Below are 20,915 nucleotides of genomic sequence, written 5' to 3'. Positions count from 1 at the left end.
CTCAGCATGACGTTCTTATTTCAGCCCCTCCCGTACATCCGCTTATGCTTAATCAAGATTTTTTAACCCCGGCCCAAATTGTGGCCGAACTCGACAAATATATCATCGGCCAGCACGATGCCAAGCGCCACGTGGCCATTGCCCTGCGCAACCGCTGGCGTCGACTGCACGCCCCGGCCGACATGCAGGCCGAAATTGTGCCCAACAACATTCTGATGATAGGCGCTACCGGCGTGGGCAAAACCGAAATAGCCCGCCGCCTTGCACACCTCGCCGATGCTCCTTTTGTAAAGGTGGAAGCCAGCAAATTCACTGAGGTTGGCTACGTGGGTCGCGACGTGGAAAGCATGGTCCGCGACCTGGCCGAGCAAAGTGTCAACCGCGTGAAAGCCCGTCGCCAGGAAGCCGTAAAAGCTCAGGCCGCCGATGCCGTCGAGGAGTTAATTCTCGACGCTCTGATTCCGGCCGTGCCCCGGCCCGCGGGGTCCAAAGCTGGCTTGGGCTTTGGCGGCGGTGGGGGAGGAGCCGACGACATGCCCCAGTCGGACGCCGAACTGAATGAGCGCACCCGCGAGCGGTTTCGCCAAAAAATCAAAAACGGCGAGCTCGAAGACCGCCGCATTGAAATCCAGGTAGCCCAGTCCGGCCCCAACATCGGGGTGATGGGCGCGCCTCCCGGCATGGACGAAGGCACCCTCTCCGGCCTGCAGGACATGCTGGGCAACATGCTGCCTAAGAAAACCCGCAAGCGCAAAGTAACCGTAGCCGAAGCCCGCAAGCTCCTCCTTGACGAAGAAGCTGCCAAGCTCATCGACATGGACGAGGTGAAGGACGAAGCCATTCGCCAGGCCGAAAACGCCGGCATCATCTTCATCGACGAAATCGACAAAGTGGCTAGCAGCGGCGGCCGCAACGGCGGCAGTGGCCCCGACGTCAGCCGCCAGGGTGTGCAGCGCGACCTGCTGCCCATTGTGGAAGGCTCGGCCGTAAACACCAAGTACGGCATCGTCAACACCGACCATATTCTATTTATTGCTGCCGGCGCCTTTCACGTCAGCAAGCCCAGTGACCTTATCCCGGAGCTACAGGGCCGCTTCCCCATCCGCGTCGAGCTGCAAAGCCTGACCAAGGACGATTTCTTCCGCATTCTGAAAGACCCCAAAAATGCGCTCACCAAGCAGTACGAAGCCTTGGTGAAAGCCGAGGAGGTAGAGCTGACCTTTGACGATGCCGCTCTTGAACGCGTAGCCGAAATCGCCTCCCAGGTAAACGCTGAGGTGGAGAACATCGGTGCTCGTCGGCTGCACACGGTAATGAGCCGGTTGCTGAATGATATCCTTTACGATGTGCCCGATAAGATTGGTCCGAATGCTCGCATCCTCATCACGGCCGACTTGGTGAATGAACGATTGAACGACATGGTGAAAAACCGGGACTTGAGCCAGTACATTCTGTAACCTTGCCCATTGCTTTGTGCGGCGCCTTTTGGCGGACCAGAGCACTAAAACGAGCCATAAAAAAAAGCCCCCCGTCAAACGACGGGGGGCTTTTTATGTCAGGTAATGCGTAGTGCTAGGGTAGCACACGTACACGTACCGGCATTGGGATGATGGTTCTACCATCTTCCAGCTCAAGCTGGAAGTAGAAAGCAATATCCGTTGGCGCAGCGGTGGTGCTAGGCACAGGCATCGTAACAGGGCCAGCAGGGGGAGTGCCTGCCTGAGGACCAGCCGGACCAGCAGTAGCTCCTGCCGCAATGCGGTGAGTCAGGTACCTAGCGAGCGTAGTCGTGAAGGTGATGGTGTTGCTGCCGTTACCCGGAATGGTTGTAACTACCCGGTTAGTGCCTGTACCCGTTGCGTTATATGCAAAGACCGAAACCGGGGCCGAGGCCGGGCCAGGATTGATAGCAGCGTTGATGTTCGTCAGGTTAATTGACTGAGTTGTGCTACTCGTGGCCACCCGGTTAATCTGCTTGATTCTGCCTCTGTCTGCAGGAATAGCAAGCGTAATAGTGATGTTGCCACCCGCTGCTATCGAGGTATTCACTACAGGGTAGCGCTCGAAAGCATCGGCGTTGGTTACGGTTACAGGAATTTCGGCCTGGCTGTCTTCTACAGGGCCCAGGTTTACACCATAGTCCTTTTTGCAGGAGATAACGCTAGCTGAAAGAAGCACCAGGGTGCAAAGCTTTATGAGGTTATTTTTCATATTCAATCGTGATGAGAAGTGACGCCGAGGTGCAGACAATTAATCAACGTCCCACCAAACGGGAACAGTGGTGTCAGGCACATTCTTGGGCGCGTTGTTAGCATTGCCCGACAATTCGGACGCTGGGTACACAAAGCGCTTAGGCAGCACGTTTGGGTTATCGCCTTCGGCGTTCAGTGTCAGCGCCAAACGGGGGAAGCCCGTGCGACGGTAGTCGTTGTAGGCTTCGTAGCCGTTGCCTACCCAAGCAATCCACTTCTGCGTCATAATCTGGTTATGCGCCTTAGTTTGGTTGGTGCTGAGGTTAGCCACCTGGGGGTTGTCAGTGAAGTAAGCATCTACCTGTGCGTTGGTCAAACCGGCTTTAGTCATCGAAGCGCGGATGGCGTCGCGGTACAGGGCTTGCGCGTTAGCAGCACCACCCGTCGAAGTACCCAGTATCAAAGCCGATTCGGCCATGATGAACAGGCGCTGGAAGTTAGTCAGCAAGCGAATAGGAGCCTCGCCGCTGTTGCCGGTCAGGTAAGTAAAGTACTTCGAACGGCCAGCGGGAGTTGTAGGAAGTGCACCGACGCCACCGTTCTGAAAGCCCCGGAACGTACCAACCGAGGTGGTGGTAACGCCTGCAACGGGAGCAGCCGGGGTACCGGCAGTAGCCGGAACCGTATTGAAGAAGATGGGCAGACGTGGGTCGTTCCGCACGGCCATGCTGTCGAGCAGGCGCTGGCTCAATATTATGTCAACGTTGCGCTGACCAACCAGAGTAGTAGAGCCCGTAACCGCTCCGGTCGTCGGGTTAACAATGTTGACACCATTGAAGTCTGCAATGGGGTTGCGGTTGCCTACGGCACCACCGAAACGCACCTCGAAATCGTCGGCATTGCTGCTGATGAAGTTGTTACCGGCAATAACCTCGTTGATGATGGTGCGGGCCAAAGCCGGCTCCTTGCGGCTCATGGTATTGGCTAGCTTGAGGCGCAGGGTGTTGCCCATCCGCTTCCACTTGGCCAGGTCGCCTGCGTACACCGGGTCATCGCTGGTCGAAGGCTTTAGGGTGCTTGTCGCGTCCAGGTCGGCCAAGCCTTCCTTAATCAGAGCGTCAAGGCTCTGGATGCCCAGAGCTGAGTTACCCTTATAGATGTCTTCCTGCGAGTCGAAACGCGGCTGCAACTTGTTAAGGCCCTGCAGAGCTTCCGAGTAAGGAATATCACCCCACAGGTCGGTCACCATTGCAAAGTTGTAAGCCTTCAATAGCTTGCCGATGCCCGCGTAGGCGGGGCTGTTCACACTGTTAGCCGTTTCGATGAGGGTCTGGGAGTTCTGAAGAACGCCAGCATACTGCTCAAACTGCCACTGGTTGTCCAGACCACCGCGAATGTTGTACCGGTCCTGGCCGGCTGCCTGGTTGGCCGCACCTGCCACGTGCTGCACCAGCAGCGACGTGATGCGGTTGATTTCGTTACCGTTGGAGAAAGCCGTGCCAATAGCCGTACTGGTCAGCAGTACTGTCGGCGGCGCCGTGATGGGGTTGTTAGGTGTATTGTTTACGTCGAGGAACTTGTCCACGCTGCAGCCTGCGCCGCCTAGTGTTACCAGCCCTGCCAGCGCAAACCCGATTACTTTAGTATTTCTCATTGTTGAGTTCGAAAAGCGGTATTTAAGCCGTATTACAAAGTGAAGCGCAGGTTAATTCCGTAGTTGCGCGCATTTGGCGAGCCCTGCAGCTCCAGGCCGCGGATGTTGCCAGCGCCCTGGGTGTTCACCTCTGGGTCGAAGGGAGCATTGGGGGCAAGGAAGAACAGGTTACGACCCGACAGCGAGATGCTGGCCTGGCCGAATGGAGTGCGCTCCAGCAGGCCTTTGGGCAGGGAGTAGCCCAACGATACTTCGCGCAGGCGGTATACCGTAGCGTCGAATACGTTCAGGTCGCTCTGGAAGCCGAAGTTGCTCCAGTAAGTCTGGGCATCAATCTGGATGTTGTTTGGGCGGTAGCCAGTCAATTTGCCGTCCGTGTCCCGAATTTCAATCACACCAGGAATCGTGCGAGGAGCCTCGCGGTCAACACCGGTTTCTTTCAAAGCACCTGCGCCTCTGTAGCCGGCAGCGGTGAAGGAAACAACGTCGGCACCGTAAACAGCGTCCACCAGAACCGAAGCCGTGAGGCCTTTGAAGCTAATGGAGTTGTTAATGCCGCCCTGCCACTCGGGGTTGGGGTCAGCGATGATTTGATTCTGCAACTCGGGAGCCCACAAGCCGTTTCCTGGGTTGATGATGTACTGGCCGAAGAACTCGCTGTCGCGGTCGGTTACGCGAGGCTTCTTACCGCCGCGGATAACGCCGTAGGGCTGGCCAACAATGAACGAGGGAGTGGTGCCGATGAAGGCGCCGCCACCAATGGACGACTCGGTTACACCCTCCGAGATTTCAAGCACCTTGTTGCGAATGCGCGTGAAGTTCGCAGACACGTCCCAGCGGAAGTTGCTCGATTTCACAGGCGTCACGTTCAGCAGGGCCTCGAAGCCTTGGTTGTCTACGCGGCCCACGTTGGTGGTGCGCGACAGGAAGCCGGAAGAAGGAGCCGTGCTCACATCTAGAATCTGGCTTTCGCTAACGGTTTTGAAATACGTCAGGTCCAAGGTCAGACGGTTGCCGAAGAAGCCCAAATTGGTGCCTGCTTCGTACGACTGCGTGAATTCCGGGGTCAGCACCTGGCCGCCACCCAGGCGGTTGCCGATGTCGAAACCAGCAAAGTTGTTCGCACCGATGGCGAAGGGGAAGGTGATGCTCGCTACGTTGTTGCCTTGGCCGGCCACCAGGAAGTTGGTGTCGAGCAGGTATGGAGAGGCGTCACGGCCCACGCGGGCAATGTTACCCCGGATTTTGCCGTACGAGAAGATGTCGTTGGAAATCTTAAAGGCATCGGTGAACACCAACGTTGCCGTAGCTGAGGGATAGAAGAACGTGTTATTGGCTTTAGGCAGCGTCGACGACTGGTCAGCCCGGCCCGTCAGTTCCACAAACAGGTAGTTGTTGTAAGCCAACGAAAGCTGGCCATAGTAGCCCAGCAGGCGGCGCAGTTGGACGGATTCGCTGGTGCCGTTGTAGTTGGTGTAGTTCGACAGGTTGTAGATGTCGGGCAATACTTGGCTGGCACCTTGGGCAAATATTTCCTGCACGCGGCGCTGGTTGATGTTCTGACCCAACAACAGGTTAGCATTGAGTCCTTCGGTTAGGATGTTATCCTTTTTCAAGGTCACCAACAGGTCGCCGTTGATTTCGCTGCGGAATAAGGACTGGTCTATCAACTGGCCAGCGGCCTGGCGCTGCGAGCCAATGTCGTACACCTGCTTGCGGCGGTCAGTGTAGGTGTCCAAGCCGGCGCGGTAGGCCACGTTCAGCCACGGTGCAATGTCATAGCTCAGGTTGGCCACGTTGATGAAACGCGTCAGGTTAGACGTCGTGAAGTTCCGCTCCAGGCTCCAGTAAGGGTTTTCACCCGTGCCAATGAATATGTTGCGCTTCGTAACAGGGTCAATGTAGGGCAGGCCCTGCAGGTTGTAGCTGCGCGGTACTACGTTCAGGCGGCCAAACGGCGAACCACCGTTGCCCTGTACTGGGCCGAGCTGGTTGGTTTGGATGAAGTTCACCGAGCCCCCGGCCTTCAGCTTGTTAAGTAGCGTGGTGTTGCCACCCAGCTGCACGCTGGTGCGGTTCAGTTTAGAGAACTTAGTGATGCCTTCCTGGTTCGTGTTGTTGATGTTCAACGACACGTTCTGGTCAGCATTGCCCCCGGCAATGTTAACCCCGTTCTGCAGAATGCGGCCCGTGCGGAAAAAGTCCCGGGTGTTGTTGGGGTAAGCGCGGTAGTCGTAAGTCTGGAGGTTGCCGGCGGCATCGCGGTACTGCAAGCCGTTGAACAGAGTGGGCGTTGTTCCGAAGCGCGGACCCCAGGAAGCAGTGCCACCCGAGTTAGGGTCGCCGTTGGTTAGCAGGTTGGTCATGGCAGTGCCTTGGCCATAGTCGTTCTGCAGGTCTATCAGGCCATACACGCGCTGCGCCGAGAGGCCCGAAGTCACGGTTACTTCCAGCTTCTTGTTTACGTTACGACCAGCTTTGGTGGTGATGATGATAGCACCCGAAGAAGCGCGCGAGCCGTAGAGGGCCGCGGCCGCTGGGCCTTTCAGGATGTTGATGCTTTCAACGTTCTCGGGGTCAATGTCGAGAGCACGGTTAGACTGTTGAGCACCAAAAAGGCTGTTAGCGGTGCGGTCCAGGTCGTTGCTAATCGGAATACCGTCAACTACGAACAAGGGCTGGTTGCTGCCACCGAGCGAGGTTATGCCGCGGATGTTGATGTTCGACGAAGCGCCGGGCAGGCCGCTGGCAGTAGTGATTTGAACACCAGCAACTTTGCCTTGCAGTGCGTTCAGCACGTTGGGCTCCGATTTCTGCGAAATCTGGTCAGCTTTGATTTGCTGCGTAGCGTAGCCCAGCGAGCGAGTGTCGCGCTCGATGCCAAGTGCCGTTACCACAACTTCACTCAGTTGCTTGGTGTCTTGAGCCAAAGCAACGTTGAAGGTCGATTCAGAGCCGATGGCCCGCTCTTGGGTAGCCATACCCACTGACGAGAATACGAGGGTGCCGCCGCTCTCAGGAACAGTTAAGCTAAAAGCACCGCTAGAGTTGGTCGAGATGCCATTGGTAGTGCCTTTAAGCAATACCGTTACGCCTGGCAGCCCTTCGCCAGATGTTTGGTCGGTTACCCGCCCGGAGATGGTCCGCGTTTGCGCCATTACTCCGTTAAGGAATGTAAACATGAGCACCAAGCTCATGAGTAAGATTCTTTTCATGGACATAAAAGTTAAAAAAAATTGAAGGTGGTGTTGTCTTTGGTTATCAAAAATAGGGCGTCACTGTCACATTCTAACAATTTAATAAGCTTCAGGACATTGAAAATTTCAAACCTGCTAGCGAATACGCTTAAATTTTGAATTAGCTTTATTATGAGTCTTGTTGTAATTTTAAAGTTAATAATTGGAAAGTTTATAATTTAATGTCAGATACAAGTCTCATCTAATTGTTTATATTTAACTCCTAAATAGAAGTTAACCAGAAAACCTAAGTAGGTAGAGTCTCGAACATAAAGATAAAAAATATCCGGGTTTGCAGTGTGAATTATTGGTTTCCAATAGTTTAAATTATTGCTACAGTTGCCTAAATAGGTGTTTCCAGGGTAGGTATGGGCCATTGAAGCAAAGAAGAATAGTAGGTAGTGTCTTCTTGCCCGGAATTTGCCCAGAGGTATTGCGCCAGTAGAATGTAGGAGTGATTTATGCTGGAGAGTATTTAGCGGGTATTCTTCTGCCGTAGCGTAGGTTGAAGGTCATTTCTCACAAAAGCTGCATCAGTTCGTTACGCTGCAAGACCTTGCACTCGGGGAGGGGCGCATTCTAAAAGAAGGGGCTAGTGGCTGGCTAGGCACAGTCGGCACCTGCGTCATTGTTTAACCCGAGTACTCGAAAGCCAGAGACGCTGGGAGCAGTCAAGTAGGAATCTTCTTTGACCCGGAGTCTAGCTTGGGGTCCCGGCATGGGAAAGGCCCCGCCGGAATCCGGTGGGGCCTTTGCTTTTTCTTCGGCTTAGATGAGTTTCCTTGGCTTTTGCCTTGTTTGGGCTTGATAAACTGCTTCAGCTGGATTGGTTAGAGCGCCTGAAATTTGGCGTACAGGGCATAAGGAGGATTGATTTGGGTGCCGGAAATGACCTTAGCAACGCTACCATCGTCCAGCCTGACGTCAGTGAGCGGAGTCAAAATCACGCGTGAGCCATCCTGCAGCACATATTCGAAGGTGAAGACAATGATGTCGCCATTGAAAATGGGGTTCCGAGCCGTGGGGGTGGCCCCCACTAGGCTGCTCAGGGAAGGGAGGGAGGCATTGGAGGTAAATACCAGTTGTTGTAAGCCCGTCAATGCAGTCTGGCTATTGAGCGATACTGTGGCTGGGAAAGTGTTGTATGCGCCAACAAAGGCTCTAGGCCCCAGCCGGGTGCCGCGCAAGAAGCTTTTGTACACTTCCACTTCTCTGATTTTTACGTCGCGCTGGTCGGGAATGTCTATTGTAAACTCAAACACCGGGCGGGTGGGGTTGGCGAGGGAGGGCAGCTCGTTGATGCTGGCCCGCGCCCGCAGGAAATCAAAGCTGTTTTTGGACGGGTCGGGGCTGGCCTTCGCGAAGATGAGCGGCACACTGGTAACGTCAGGGGCCGGAATTTTGCTGCTGTCCTGGCACGAACTAAGCGAAGCCAGAGTAGCCGAAACAACTAACAGGCTAAGTAGGAGTTTTTTCATTGGGATGAAAAACATAGGGAGAAGACTGCCCGGGCCTAGCGGTCCCAGAAAATGCGATAGTTAGGGCTGGTAGGGTCCACTTGGCCTTTGGGAGCCGCCGGGTTAGCGTTAGCCGTAAGGTCTTGTTGCGAATAGAACAGGCGCCGGGGAAAGAGGCCAGCCCCGCGGGTAACCGGGTCGTTGTCTTCGACCAGGCCAGCGTTGTTGCCGATGTTGCTGTTGTCGGGCACGGTGATGACGGGGAAGCCGGTTCGCCGCCAGTCCGTATAGATATCGGGGCCCATGCCAAAACTGGCCACGTATTTCTCTTCCATGATGATGCGGAGTGGGGTGGCACCATCGAACCGGGCCAGGGCGGCCGTGATGTAGGCCGCAATCTCGGCTGCTGGAATGGGCGCCAGGGCCCGCGAGCCCGCCGGGATAGCCGTAGGATAGGGCGCCCCCGAAGTGGTGGTAGGCGTAGTGGGAGTGCCTTCGGCCAGCGCAATGGCATTCACTTTATCGAAGGAAGCTTGCACGGCTGCTTGAAACGCTGTGCGGGCAGCGGCCCGGTCATTCATAATCACTAACTGGGCTTCGGCCTCCAAAAACTTGCGGCTGAAGTAGGGCAGCAGGCGTTGGGCCACCAGACCCCGACCGTAGGTGGTATTGGCGTTGCCGCCGCGGCCGTCGTCGTAGCGCCCCCCAATGGGGTAAAGGCCCGGCAGGGTTCGGGTGCTCGATGAAAGGGCGCTGGCATTGGCTGGGCCCGTGCTGCCCTGGCGCGTCGTTACAAAGCGTCCATCGTTGGGGTCCTGGTAGTCGAAGGCGCTCAAATCGACGGTTCGGGAGGTATTCTGATTGAAAAAATAGTAAGGAATGCGGGGGTCAGCGGGGCGCACATTCACGGGGTTGGACACGCGGGCACCGTCGCCGTATCTCATGAACAGGTACAGGTACCGGCCCACGTGGTTCTCTCGGGCCACGTCGACGTAGTCGGACAGGAAGCCAATGTTGCGGTTGGCGGGCGACTCTGAGGCGCCGTACTTAAACTCAAAGTCGCTGTTGGCATCCAGCAATCCGGCCGCGTCGGTATTGGCGAGGGCGCCTGCCAGTAGTGTGGTTACTTCGGGCCGGAAAGCATCGGGACGGGTTTTCCGAATCTGCACGTACAGCTTCAACTTCAGCGTGCGACCAAACCGCGCCCACTTGCTGATGGCCCCGCCATAAAACAAATCGGCGGTGCCCTGCACGGATGCGCCGGGCTTGGCTAGGTTGGCAAGGCCTTCGTCAATCAGCTGAAACAAGCCCTGAATGCCCAAGCTGGCATTGCCGTTGTAGATGTCGGCATCTTTATCGAAGCGAGGCGAGGTGTTTCCAGCACCCCGCAAAGCTTCTGAGTAAGGAATGTCGCCAAACATGTCGACCATTTGGCTGAAAACGTAGGCTTTCTGCAGTTGGGCTACGCCCACGTAGCCCCAGCGCTGCTCGGCAGTGCCCTTCGTGATGATGAGCTCGTTGTTGGCAAGCATGTCCGAATACAGACCATTCCAAGCATTGCTAAAGGAGTCGCCATTTTGCTGAAACGTGCCAATGCCGCGCCCGTTGGAGAGCTGCTGCATAAGCGCCGAGGTGGGCTGGCCCAAGCCTGCAATGCTAAAGCCCAGGTAAGTCGATACCGCCGTTTGCGCCACCGGCAGCAATTGCTGCAAGTCGGCCTGGGTGGGGCGGAGGGGGTCCACGTTAACGTCGAAGAAGCCTTTACACCCCGGGTTTCCCACCAGCAGGCCAGCCAAAACCAGCACGCTATAAAATTTACGTAATTTCATGAAAATGAGGAGGCTGATTAGAAGTTCACCCGCAGGTTTACACCGTAGCGCCGGGTGTTTGGAGCATTGGTGTACTCAAACCCCTGCTGATTGCTGGCGCCGAAAGTGCTGGTTTCGGGGTCGAAGTTGGTGTACTTCGGAATGTTGGGCGAATACCAGTACAGGTTACGCCCCGAAACCGAAACGTTGACAACGCCAAATGGCGTTTTGGCCAGCAGAGCCTTGGGTAAGTCGTAGCCCAAAGAAAGCTCGCGCAAGCGGACCGTGGTGGCATCGTATACCTGTTTCTCGTCGAACGCGCCCAGGCCCGCAGCTCCCGAGCTGAAATAGTAGTCGTTCAGGGAAATGGCAGTGTTATTTGGGATGGCCGTGCCATCCGAGCTGCGCAGAGGCTGCCGGGTGTTGGGGTCGCCCTGCACGCCTTTGATGATAACCAGGCGGTTGCGGTCTTCCGTATCCTTAGTCACGCCGCGGCCCAGGTAAGAGGCCAGGGTAGTAGAGTAGAGGTCGCCGCCCTTGCGGTAGTCCACCAGCATGTTCAAGGTGAAGCCTTTAAACGTGACTTGGTTGATGAATCCCATCAAAAACTGCGGGTTGGGGTTGCCAATCACTTGGGGGTTCAGTTCGGCAATCATATAGCCCGTGGCCGGGTTGATGAGGTAGTTGCCTTTTTCATCGCGCGCTGCGGCCGAGCCATAAAACACGCCATAGTCTTCGCCGGGCTTGAGAATGGCTTGAACGCCACCCGTGAAACCGGTGCCAAAAGCCAGCTGCTCCAAGCCGGATGTGAGGCTTTCTACCTTGTTCTTATTGTGCGTGAAGTTGAAGGTCGTGCTCCACGTCAAGCCTTTGGTCTGCACTGGCACGGCCGTAAGGGCCAACTCTACTCCTTTATTAGAGATTTCGCCAAAGTTGGTCACGATAGATGCAAAGCCCGTGGAAACGGGGAGGTCTACGGGGGCAATCTGGTTGGTCGAGCGGCGGTCGTAATAGGAAGCGCTCAGCGTAATCCGGTTTTTGTAAAACGACAGGTCCGTGCCCACTTCCAGCTCGGTGGTGAACTCCGGTGTCAGGGCTGGGTTGCCAATCTGCCCACTCAGGCCCAGGCCGGGGGTGCCATTGAGCGGAAACTCGGTGCCGAGACCCTGGCCCGCATTCCCGAAGGACGGATTGATAAGGTAACGGGTGGGGCCTGCGGTGTAGGGCGGGGCATCGCGGCCCACGCGCGCATAAGCCACGCGGGCTTTGGCCAGCGACAGCCAAGCCAAGTCTAGGCCTAAGGCTTCGTTCACCACCACCGAACCGCTTACGCTGGGATAGAAGTAGGAGCCCCCGCTTTGGCCCTGCCTTCCGTTTTTGTTTAACGTCGATGACCAGTCGTTGCGGGCCGTAGCCGTCAGGAAGGCCCAGTCTTTATAGCCCACCGTCACGTCGCCCAGCACCCCTATCAGGCGGCGCCTGAAAAAGTCGTAGCCATTGGTGTTTTTTTCGTTGGTGTTCTCGATGTTGTCAATGCCAAATACGATGATGCCCCGCCCGGCATATGCCAGGAATTCCTGCTGCCGATGGTTGATGTTCTGACCCACTGAAGCGCGTAGGCTGATATCCTCCGTCAGATTCTTGTTGATATTCAGCAAAAGAGTCTGCTCCAATTCTGTGTTCTGAATATTATCTTCCAGCACGTTGCCCACGCCCCCATAGCCGTTGGAGCCGGGGCGCACGGTGGTGCGGCGGTTGTCGGTGTAGGAGTTTAAACCACCCATGTAGCTAAGCGTCAGCCAATCCTTGATGGCATAAGAAAGGCCAACACTGGCCGTGATGCGGTCCACCCGGGAGGTATATTGGTTGTTCTCGGTGCTCCAGCGCGGGTTGTCGGCCTGGCCCGAAAGCCAGCCAAAGTACTGCTGCTTCGTAACGGGGTCAATGTAAGGCAGCCCCTGCAAGTCGAGGTTGCGCGGAATAAAGAGGGTGCGCGCAAAGGCAGAGGCACTGCCCCGTGCGTTGTTAGCCCCGAGCTGTGGCCCTTGCTGCTGGGTATTGGTATACCCCACGGCCCCGTTGATGGTAAATTTGTCGAAGCGGCCCGACCCGCCGGCGCTTATGTTGTTCCGCGTAAACTTTGAGTTGGGAATGGTGCCCGCTTGGTCCGCGCGCGACACGATGGTGCTGAAGGTCGCATTGTCGCCGCTACCCGTCAGCGACACCGAGTTTTCATACAGGTGGCCCGTGTCAAAATAGTCCCGAACGTTGTTGGGATAGGCCTGATAGGGAATGCGGGCGTCGCTGGGGATGCCCAGGTTCGCATTGCCCGCCTGGGGGTGGGGGAGGGTTTGGGGCGCAATGTCGCTGCCAAAAGCAGGACCCCACGAGCCGTTCGTAGCATAGTCATTGCCGCCATTGCCAAAATTTGCGCCCGTGCCATAAGTGTTCTGGTACTCGGGCAGGCCCGCAATCTTCTCGATGGAATAACCCGTGCTGTAGCCCAGCTGCACTCCTTTGGGCCCGCGCTGGCCACCGCCGGTTTTGGTGGTGATGACGATGACGCCTCCCGCGGCCCGCGAGCCGTAGAGCGCGGCGGCAGCGGCCCCTTTCAGGACATTAATAGAAGCAATGTTGTTGGGGTCGATGTCGGCCGTGCGGCTGGAATAACCCGCTCCTCGCACCAGCTGGTTTTCCGATTCGGTCTGGGAGTTGTCGTAGGGTACCCCGTCCACGATAAACAGGGGCTGGTTGTTACCCAGCAGCGAGGTGTTGCCCCGAATGGTGATGCGCGATGACGCCCCCGGTACTCCGCTCGAACTCGTAATGTTCACCCCCGGTACCTTGCCCGTGAGCGTGCGCAGGATATCCGGCTCGGACCGCTGCACCACCTGCTCTGCCTTCACCTCGGACACGGCATAGCCCAGCGCGCGCCTTTCCCGCTGAATGCCCAGCGAAGTGACAACTACTTCGTCGAGCTGCTTGGCGTCAACCACCATCGCCACCTCAATCGTCGCCGAAGGTCCCACTGCCTGCTCCAGCGTTACATACCCCAGGTACTTAAACTGCAGGGTAGCTTCGGGGCCCGAGATATTGAGCGCAAAGCGGCCCTCGAGGTCGGTGGCGGTGCCCACGGTAGTGCCCTTCACAATAACACTTACCCCGGGCAGGCCTTCGTTGGTGGCCTTGTCAAGCACGCGGCCCGATACGGGACGGCTCTGGGCCCAGCTCCGGCCCACCAAAAACAGAAGCAAGAGCAGACTTAGCAGTAAGGTTCTCTTCATTGAGTTGTGGGAAAGATGGGAGGGAGAAAATAAGTGAAAGCGGCGCGAATTCTTAGCTGAAATGTTTAGATAGCTTCACAAGCTTGCCGCTGTGGGTTTGTGTTGGTAAAGGCCAGCGATGACCTCTTTTAGAATTGTAAGTTACAGTTGCCGAATTGAATAGCAATACTCGAGAATTGGTAAATGCCTACCAATTTTTATTATGGATTTTCGCCCCCTGCCCAGCACTAAGTTTAGTGTCTAACTGGCAAGAGTCATGAGTTGATTATTCGACTTGAGTAAACAAAAAAACCTGGCCCAAAGCGGACCAGGTTTTTTTCAGGAAGCTAGCTAGCTGACCAAACAGCTTAGCGGTTCACGGGCGTTTTATCAAACACGCCAGGAATCGGATTCGGCACGTTCGGGTTGGCGTTAACCTCGCTCTGCGGGTACAGCAAGCGCTGGGGCAGGCTAGGGGATGCTGTGTTCTTCTTGGGCACCCCAATCTCGTTATCAGTACGACGCAGGTCGTGGAAGGGCTCCAACTGACCAATCAGGCTCAGGTACTTCTCAGTGAGAATCTCCTTTATAAGGGCTTTTTCTGGTGTGAGACCGCCATTCATCAATCCACCAGCAGCAAAGTCGGCCAGGGTGAAAGCTACATAACGGGAACCCGTGCCTGCAAACGTCGAGCGATTCTCTGCGCGGATGTTGTTGAGCGCAGCCAAAGCACCAGCCTGGTTGCCAGTGCGAGCTAGCGCCTCGGCCAGAATGGCCTGCGTTTCCACGTAAGTTAGCAGCGGCGCATCAGCATCCGCAGCAAAGGCTCCGTCGATGTAGTTCAGGTCGAAGGGATAGTAGTCGCCGTCTTCGGTGTAGAAGTAGTCGCGACGGGCTGTTTCCAGAGTCTTAGCGTTTGTGCGGGAGTTCAGCAATGACAGTGCGTAAGAACCTTCAGCCGAGATGTAACCTGGACGGTTATAGTCGATGAAGTCGTAATACGGGTTCACATCGCCGCTAAAGGCCGAACCTGCATAAGGCATTACCATGTCATCTACACTGCTGGAAATACCCAGGCGAGCCTGCGTAGCAGCTTGCGCGTAGTTCTTTACGTGCAGGTAGTGTCGCGCCTTGAGCGAGTGCGCAGCGGCCGTCCACTTCGCTACCGAACCTTGATAGAAAATGTCGCGGCTGCGGGTGTAAACGCCATTCAGGGGCAGGTTTGTAATAGCCTGGTCGAGCAGGGTCTGGGTAGCGGCGTACACATCGGCCTGAGCGTCAAACTTGCTTGGCGCATTAGGACGCAGAGCCTCCGAATAGGGTACATCACCCCACAGAGCGGTAATCTGACCTACTATCTGAGCTTCTACTACCTGCGCCACGCCCAGCAGAGCGCGGTTGTTTACGGCCTGTGCTTTCTCCGACACAATACGAGTCTGAGCCAGTGTGGTGGCATAAGCGGTAGCCCAGGCATTGTCGTAGTCGCCTGCGGCAGTGTTGTAAAGGTTGAGGCCTGTGTACTGACGGTCGGCACCGGTAAACATGCCACTCCAGATGCCTGCCTGGCGCGGCATCTCGCCGCTCATAAAGAAGCCCATGCTCAGTTGGGCAGCAGTAAGTTGCTGGTCGGCAGGAGCGTCTTGCGGCGAGTTGGGGCTGATATCGCTACCCTCAATGAGCTTATTGCAGCTGCCCAGAGACAAGCCCATAGCAGCCAGCAGCACGAATTGTTTAATGTTTTTCATGATGAGGATTCCCCTAAGGACTAGTAGGTGAACTTAATGGAGAAAATCACCGAGCGAGTGCTCGGGTTGTTGAAATAATCGAGGCCGCGGCCATTCGAAACACCAGTCAGGTTAGTCTCAGGGTCCACACCAGTGTAGTTAGTCCAGAGGTAGAGGTTACGGCCGGTTACCGACAGGTCAATGCCAGCGAGCTTGGTCGCGTTGCGCAACCAGTCCTGGTTGAGGGTGTATATCAGCGACACTTCGCGCAGACGGGTGTAGCTCACGTTCTCAATGAAAGGCTTGGCCGGGCCGCCCGAGAAGCCATTGCCCAGGCCAGCGCGGTACCACTGCTCGTCGAGAGCCACGTTGTTGCCTCCGAAGTTGCCAACAGTGCCACGGAAGGTATAATTCCCGTTAACCAGCGGGTAAGATGAGGCTACTGTGGTGCCATTGTAGCGGCGCAGATTTGCGGCTTCACTAGCCGAAACCGTCGTTTCCTGCTCCAGCTCGTCGGAAGTGCCAAAGAAGTAGAGAGCACCTTTGGTACCGTTCCACACATCGAAGCTGTTTACATGGTCAACCAGGACGTTGAGCGAGAGGCCTTTGAAGCTGAACGTGTTGTTCAGGCCACCGCGCCACTTGGGGTTGGGGTCGCCAATCACACGCTCGGTGCCGCCGTCGGCCAAGGTCGGGAAGCCGTTGGCATCCAGAATGTATCCGCCCGATTCATTGCGGCCAAACTCAGTGCCCCACAGGGCGCCCAGCTGGTGGCCCTGCACAGCGCGCGACGACGTGCCGGTGAAACCGGTTAGGAAAATGGATTCGGCGCCGGCTAGCTCAAGCACTTTGTTGCGGTTCAGCGAGAAGTTCGGAGCAATGTTCCAGGTGAAGCCACCCGTTCTGATGACGTCGCCGTCCAGGCTCAACTCAAAACCGCGGTTCTGGATGGAAGCCACGTTGCCGTTTGTGCTCTGAAAACCGGTAGAAGCAGCCACCGGTACCGACAGGATGGCGTCAACCGTTTTGTTGGCATAGCCGGTCACGTTCAAACCCACCCGGTCGCTGAAGAAGCGCAAGTCCAGGCCGCCTTCAAATTCAGTTTTGCGCTCGGGCTTAAGGGTAGCATTGCCTTGGGTAGTAGAGCGCACAAAGCCACCGCCGTAATTGGCAGCGTCGATAGCCGTGCCCCAGCCATCGCCGATAATGGCGCTGCTGGCGCCGGTGTAGTACGTGCGGGTCAGGTAAGGAGTAGGCTGCACACCCACGGTGCCGAACGAAGCGCGAGCCTTACCAAAGCTCAGAATGCGGTTCTCAGCGAGTGCGCCAAGCTTGGTGAACTGCCAGGCCGCCGAAGCAGCAGGGTAGATAAACGTGCTGTTCGCCTCGGGGCCAAAAGTCGAAGCTTGTTCGCCCCGAACCGTGCCGCTAAGGAACAGCTGGTTGAACAGACCCAGGTCGAGCTGACCATAAAGGGCGGCGGTCCGCTGCTCTACCACCAGGTTGAAAGGCGTGCGGCTTGACGCCGGCGTGTTGCTGAGCTGCGGCGGCGAGAAAGGATTGATGAACTGGGTAGCCGTAGCACCTACCTGGGAGCTGCGGCGCCCGTTTAGGTTGTAGCCAATCAGACCAGTTATCGTTATGTTTTCGGTCAGGCTGCGGTTTGCCCGCAAAATCAGGTCGTTGTTCACCTGCGTTTCCTGAATCACTTCTTCCGTAAGCGAACCCTGCACAGCGGCGGCGGCCCCAACCGGGAAATAAGCACGGCGGTTGTCCGCGTAGGTGTCTACCCCGGTGCGGTTAAGGATGTTCAACCAGGGAGTGATGTCGTAAGTCAGTTCCAGTGCACCAAGAAAACGGTTTACGCGGCTGGTGTTTTGCACACGGTCCTGGGTCCAGAGGGGGTTGTCGTACACCGTACGGGTGATGCCATCTCCTGAAACAGTGCCAATCTTGTTGCGGTAGCCCACCTGACGGTCCAGAAACACGTTGCCGTTGCGGTCAGTGTAGTCGCCCACAAAACGGCTGTTGTCAAAGTCAGGCGAGGTGCGCAAACCTCCCAAATAGATGCCGCTGACGTTGGAGCCCTGCTGGGCGCGCTTCGAACGGGTGCGGATGTAAGAGGTGTTAACGGAAGCGCGAAGTTTGTCGCTCAACTGGCGGTCAACGTTCACACGGGCCGTAGTGCGGTCGTAATCGGAGTTGAAGCGAGCAATGCCCTTCTGGTAGGTATTGCCCAAGCTCACGTAGAAATTGCCCCCGTTATCGCCACCGCTAAGGGTAGCGATGTTATCCCAGGTAGAGCCGGTAGTAAAAGGAGCACGGGCCTGGTCGTAGGTTTCGCGGCTGTTTTTGCCGCCGTGGGGGTTGGACGCCGTGCCGTTGGCCACAGCGTAGCGGCGCGTGCCATCAGGAAACGTGATGAAACCGTTATAACCCGGAGCTGAGGGGTTAGTGATTTCGTTGTCGGGGCCGCCCGTGCGGTCGGCTATCTTGTCACCCCAGGAGTTGCCGGTGGTACCGTTGTAGATGCCATTGGTGCCCTGACCAAACGTGCGCTGCAAGCCCGGCACTCGGTTAATCTGGTCGATGCCGTAGCTAGTGCGATAGCTCAGGTTGAGCTTGCCATTAGCGTTACCACGGCCCTTTTTGGTGGTAATTACGATTACACCGTTGGCAGCGCGGGTGCCCCATACTGCGCTGGCAGCAGCTCCTTTCAGAACTTCCATGCTCGCAATGTCATCAGGGTTGATGTCGCCCAGACGCGACTGCTGCACAACACCGTTTACCTGGTTAGAGCCGGCACCGCCATTGCTCACCAGGATGCCTTCATCGCCTACCGACGAGTTGAACACGGGAATACCATCCACCACAATCAGTGGCTGCAGGTTGCCAGTGATGGTGCTGGCGCCCCGAATCTGAATGTTTGCGCTGGCGCCTGGGTCACCCGAAGTACGGGTGATAAGTACACCTGGCGTTTTGCCCGACAAAGCCGTGATGACGTTGGTTTCACCCGAGCGTACTAGTGCCACACCTTGTACCGTGGCTTGGGCCGTACCCAGCTCATCGCGGTTGGCCGTGAGGCCTAGTGCTGTCACTACTACTTCGCTCAGTTGCTTGGCATCCGTTGCCAAAGTAACGTCAATGGTGCTAGCGCTGCCAATTGCCTGCTCTTGTGTAGCATATCCCACAAAGCTGAATACCAGCGTGGTAGCACTAGCAGGAACGGACAGGGAGAAGCCGCCATCAGCATTCGTGCTGGTGCCGACAGTGGTACCTTTAGCTAGTACCGTTACTCCCGGGAGACCCTGGCTGGTAGACCGGTCGGTCACCTTACCCGAAATGGTGCGGTCTTGCGCTTGGGCCTGCTGCAACAGAGCCACAAAGAGCGCAAAAACCATCAATAATGATTTTTTCATGCGGTAAAAAGTTTGGTGAGTGAAGAGAAAAGGGGTGAAAAAGAAAAGGATAAATCGCTGTTAATATTGGCAAGTATAGCATAAAAATGCCTGCGGTACCTTAAATGCCTATTATTAGAGCAGCTTACTGCCAGAGGACTAATTAATTATATAATTATTAATAGCCTTTAGTAGGACAAATTACTTCAGTAATTCAATGCTTTAAACAGCGGAACTGTGCTATTAAAGGGCACTTTAAGGGAATTTGGACAAGCAAAACAGCTTAAACTGCAGGGTAGCTTCGGGGCCCGAGATATTGAGCGCAAAGCGGCCCTCGAGGTCGGTGGCAGTGCCCACGGTAGTGCCATGCACGATAACACTTACCCCGGGCAGACCTTCGTTGGTGGCCTTGTCAAGCACGCGGCCCGATACGGGTCGGCTTTGGGCCCAGCCCTGGCCCACCAAAAACAGAAGCAGACAATGTAAAGCGGTAGTTTTATCCACAGTTTAAATCACTGATTTTGCCGAAGATTTCCAATACATCCAGCCCATTAAAAAGGCAAGAATAACAAGGAGTTAGCCAAGAGCTAAAATTACAATAAGCACCCTGGTTTAAGGACCCCGCCAGCCCAGCAGTGCCTGTGTGCAGCACGACCTTAGTGTACAACACAAAAAAGGGGCTGCCACAATTGGCAGCCCCTTTTCTTCTGGTTGAATATGTTCTTTAGAACTTATCCCAGAAAATCTTAGTACCTACGTCATCTCCACCAATAGCTCCTGCTGCGGCAGAATTGTTGGCTTTGTTGAGGCTCTTTTCAGTCGTGGGGTAGGGGAAACGCACTGGGTACACCGACAGCGCACCAGCCGGAGCTATAATCCGGGGCGAATCCAGACGACGTACTTCCTTCCAGGCTTCAACTGGCTGGTCGTACAAAGCAATCCACTTCTGAACACCAATTTTCTCCTTGTAAGTGGCGCCGGCAGTAGCGTACGCTACCGAAGGCTGAGCCAGGTAAGCAGCCGCCTCGGCGGCCGTACCGTTAAAGGAGAGAATGGATGCCGTTACGGCGGCGTTGTAGTGCGATTCAGCCGTGCCGGGGATGGCCGCGTAGCCGCGCTCTTTGCCCTCGGCCAGCAGGAACTCAACCTCGGAGTACGAAAGGAGTACGCCGGGCAGGGTGGGGTCTTCCAGGGCTGAGCCGGGAGCAGAGTTGATGCTGTAGGAGTTGCCAACGCCGGTAGTACCGCCCTTGAATACACCAGGCTGGGGAGCGCTAGTGCCTTCGCCTACAAACTTGAAGAAGTACGAGATACGGGGGTCGTTCAACGTGTTCAGGCGATTAACGAAGGTTGCTGCACCAACAAAGTCATTGCGACCACTCTGCACCAGCTGCTCATACAGCGGGTTGGTGTTCGGCGAAGCACCGGTAAAGGTCACGGAGGCGTTGTCTGCATTGGAGGTAAAAGTTTTACCCACGGTCTGCTCTGCTAGCGTCTTCGACCGGGCGGCGTCCACATCGGCAATGGTTATGGCCATACGTAGCTTGAGCGAGTTGGCAAACTTAATCCATTTGGCCACGTCGCCATTGTAGATTAGGTCGGCATCGCGAAGACCTTGCGCACTTGGGTCAAGCGCGGCGATAGCAGCATCCAGACGACGGAACAAATCCGTGTAAATGGTCGCTGCGTCATCATACTTGGGCTGAGGCTTGGAGGTATCTAATGCTTCCGTGTAAGGCACGTTGCCAAAGGTGTTAACCAACGTTGCGTAGGTATACACCGTCAGGATTTCGGCGGCCGCCTTTTGGTTGGCCTTCACTTTGGCATCCAGAAGGACATCGGCATCGATGAGGCGGGTAGCCTCCTTTAAGTTAACCAGTACCCCGGTGTACATCTGGTCCCAGAAGTTGCGGTTGATGGTACGGGTTTCGATGTCGTAAATGTCCTCGTCGAAGTAGGTGGTTTCTGCCCAGTACTGCACATACAAGCGGAACGGGTTGTTGTTCACGCTTGTGCTGGTAACCAGCCGAACCAGGCTACGCTCAGCGCCGGAAATCAGCGTGCTGCCGGGCACTAGTGTTGCACTCTTGGGGTCTACGTTGTACTCCTTCAGGCTGTCGACGCACGACGTACCCGAGAGCATAAGCAGCGCAGAGCAAAAAATAAGGGTCTTTTTCATATGC

General features: G+C 56.1%; 11 protein-coding genes. 1 reads left to right on the top strand and 10 read right to left on the bottom strand.

Translation table 11 applies throughout. The features are described 5' to 3' along the window. Positions 1–44 precede the first annotated feature (44 nt). On the top strand, positions 45–1,457 hold the full coding sequence (hslU, locus tag ACP7AJ_RS07650; RefSeq protein ID WP_426059599.1) for an ATP-dependent protease ATPase subunit HslU: 1,413 nt from the start codon (positions 45–47) through the stop codon (positions 1,455–1,457). 115 nt (positions 1,458–1,572) lie between these two features. Here hslU and ACP7AJ_RS07645 read toward each other — a convergent pair whose 3' ends face one another. From ACP7AJ_RS07645 to ACP7AJ_RS07600, 10 genes are all read right to left on the bottom strand, one after another. After that, entirely contained in the window at positions 1,573–2,211 is a 639-nt protein-coding gene (locus tag ACP7AJ_RS07645) for a hypothetical protein (RefSeq protein ID WP_426059598.1), read from the bottom strand. Between the two features lie 39 nt (positions 2,212–2,250). Continuing rightward, positions 2,251–3,846: a SusD/RagB family nutrient-binding outer membrane lipoprotein gene (locus tag ACP7AJ_RS07640; protein ID WP_426059597.1), complete on the bottom strand. Its 1,596-nt coding sequence runs from the start codon at positions 3,844–3,846 to the stop codon at positions 2,251–2,253. Positions 3,847–3,878: 32 nt separating this feature from the next. Next, positions 3,879–7,061: a SusC/RagA family TonB-linked outer membrane protein gene (locus ACP7AJ_RS07635; protein ID WP_426059596.1), complete on the bottom strand. Its 3,183-nt coding sequence runs from the start codon at positions 7,059–7,061 to the stop codon at positions 3,879–3,881. A gap of 851 nt (positions 7,062–7,912) precedes the next feature. After that, positions 7,913–8,560, bottom strand: coding sequence for a hypothetical protein (locus tag ACP7AJ_RS07630; RefSeq protein WP_426059595.1), 648 nt, complete (start codon positions 8,558–8,560; stop codon positions 7,913–7,915). A 35-nt stretch (positions 8,561–8,595) separates the two neighbouring features. Next, on the bottom strand, positions 8,596–10,368 hold the full coding sequence (locus ACP7AJ_RS07625; protein ID WP_426059594.1) for a SusD/RagB family nutrient-binding outer membrane lipoprotein: 1,773 nt from the start codon (positions 10,366–10,368) through the stop codon (positions 8,596–8,598). Positions 10,369–10,385: 17 nt separating this feature from the next. Beyond that, positions 10,386–13,631 carry a SusC/RagA family TonB-linked outer membrane protein gene (locus tag ACP7AJ_RS07620; RefSeq protein ID WP_426059593.1) on the bottom strand — a complete coding sequence of 1,082 codons (3,246 nt, stop codon included), beginning with the start codon at positions 13,629–13,631 and terminating at the stop codon, positions 10,386–10,388. Positions 13,632–13,978: 347 nt separating this feature from the next. Beyond that, positions 13,979–15,355 (bottom strand): SusD/RagB family nutrient-binding outer membrane lipoprotein, encoded by a 1,377-nt coding sequence (locus tag ACP7AJ_RS07615; RefSeq protein ID WP_426059592.1) that lies wholly within the window; start codon positions 15,353–15,355, stop codon positions 13,979–13,981. Between the two features lie 20 nt (positions 15,356–15,375). After that, entirely contained in the window at positions 15,376–18,753 is a 3,378-nt protein-coding gene (locus tag ACP7AJ_RS07610) for a SusC/RagA family TonB-linked outer membrane protein (RefSeq protein ID WP_426059591.1), read from the bottom strand. Positions 18,754–18,987: 234 nt separating this feature from the next. Next, positions 18,988–19,236 (bottom strand): carboxypeptidase-like regulatory domain-containing protein, encoded by a 249-nt coding sequence (locus ACP7AJ_RS07605; RefSeq protein WP_426059590.1) that lies wholly within the window; start codon positions 19,234–19,236, stop codon positions 18,988–18,990. A 220-nt stretch (positions 19,237–19,456) separates the two neighbouring features. Beyond that, complete coding sequence (locus ACP7AJ_RS07600; RefSeq protein WP_426059589.1) at positions 19,457–20,911, bottom strand: SusD/RagB family nutrient-binding outer membrane lipoprotein; 1,455 nt, start codon at positions 20,909–20,911, stop codon at positions 19,457–19,459. Positions 20,912–20,915 lie beyond the last annotated feature (4 nt).

Origin of the sequence: Hymenobacter sp. B1770 (assembly GCF_049896385.1) — a bacterium.
Lineage (GTDB): Bacteria > Bacteroidota > Bacteroidia > Cytophagales > Hymenobacteraceae > Hymenobacter.
This window is presented reverse-complemented; position numbering and strand designations above follow the sequence as displayed.

What these genes read in the sequence shown, in the direction of transcription:
- ACP7AJ_RS07645 (WP_426059598.1), bottom strand. Translation starts at nt 2,211, where the DNA reads ATGAAAAATAACCTCATAAAGCTTTGCACCCTGGTGCTTCTTTCAGCT.
- ACP7AJ_RS07625 (WP_426059594.1), bottom strand. Translation starts at nt 10,368, where the DNA reads ATGAAATTACGTAAATTTTATAGCGTGCTGGTTTTGGCTGGCCTGCTG.
- ACP7AJ_RS07610 (WP_426059591.1), bottom strand. Translation starts at nt 18,753, where the DNA reads ATGAAAAAATCATTATTGATGGTTTTTGCGCTCTTTGTGGCTCTGTTG.
- hslU (WP_426059599.1), top strand. Translation starts at nt 45, where the DNA reads ATGCTTAATCAAGATTTTTTAACCCCGGCCCAAATTGTGGCCGAACTC.
- ACP7AJ_RS07620 (WP_426059593.1), bottom strand. Translation starts at nt 13,631, where the DNA reads ATGAAGAGAACCTTACTGCTAAGTCTGCTCTTGCTTCTGTTTTTGGTG.
- ACP7AJ_RS07600 (WP_426059589.1), bottom strand. Translation starts at nt 20,911, where the DNA reads ATGAAAAAGACCCTTATTTTTTGCTCTGCGCTGCTTATGCTCTCGGGT.
- ACP7AJ_RS07635 (WP_426059596.1), bottom strand. Translation starts at nt 7,061, where the DNA reads ATGAAAAGAATCTTACTCATGAGCTTGGTGCTCATGTTTACATTCCTT.
- ACP7AJ_RS07615 (WP_426059592.1), bottom strand. Translation starts at nt 15,355, where the DNA reads ATGAAAAACATTAAACAATTCGTGCTGCTGGCTGCTATGGGCTTGTCT.
- ACP7AJ_RS07640 (WP_426059597.1), bottom strand. Translation starts at nt 3,846, where the DNA reads ATGAGAAATACTAAAGTAATCGGGTTTGCGCTGGCAGGGCTGGTAACA.
- ACP7AJ_RS07630 (WP_426059595.1), bottom strand. Translation starts at nt 8,560, where the DNA reads ATGAAAAAACTCCTACTTAGCCTGTTAGTTGTTTCGGCTACTCTGGCT.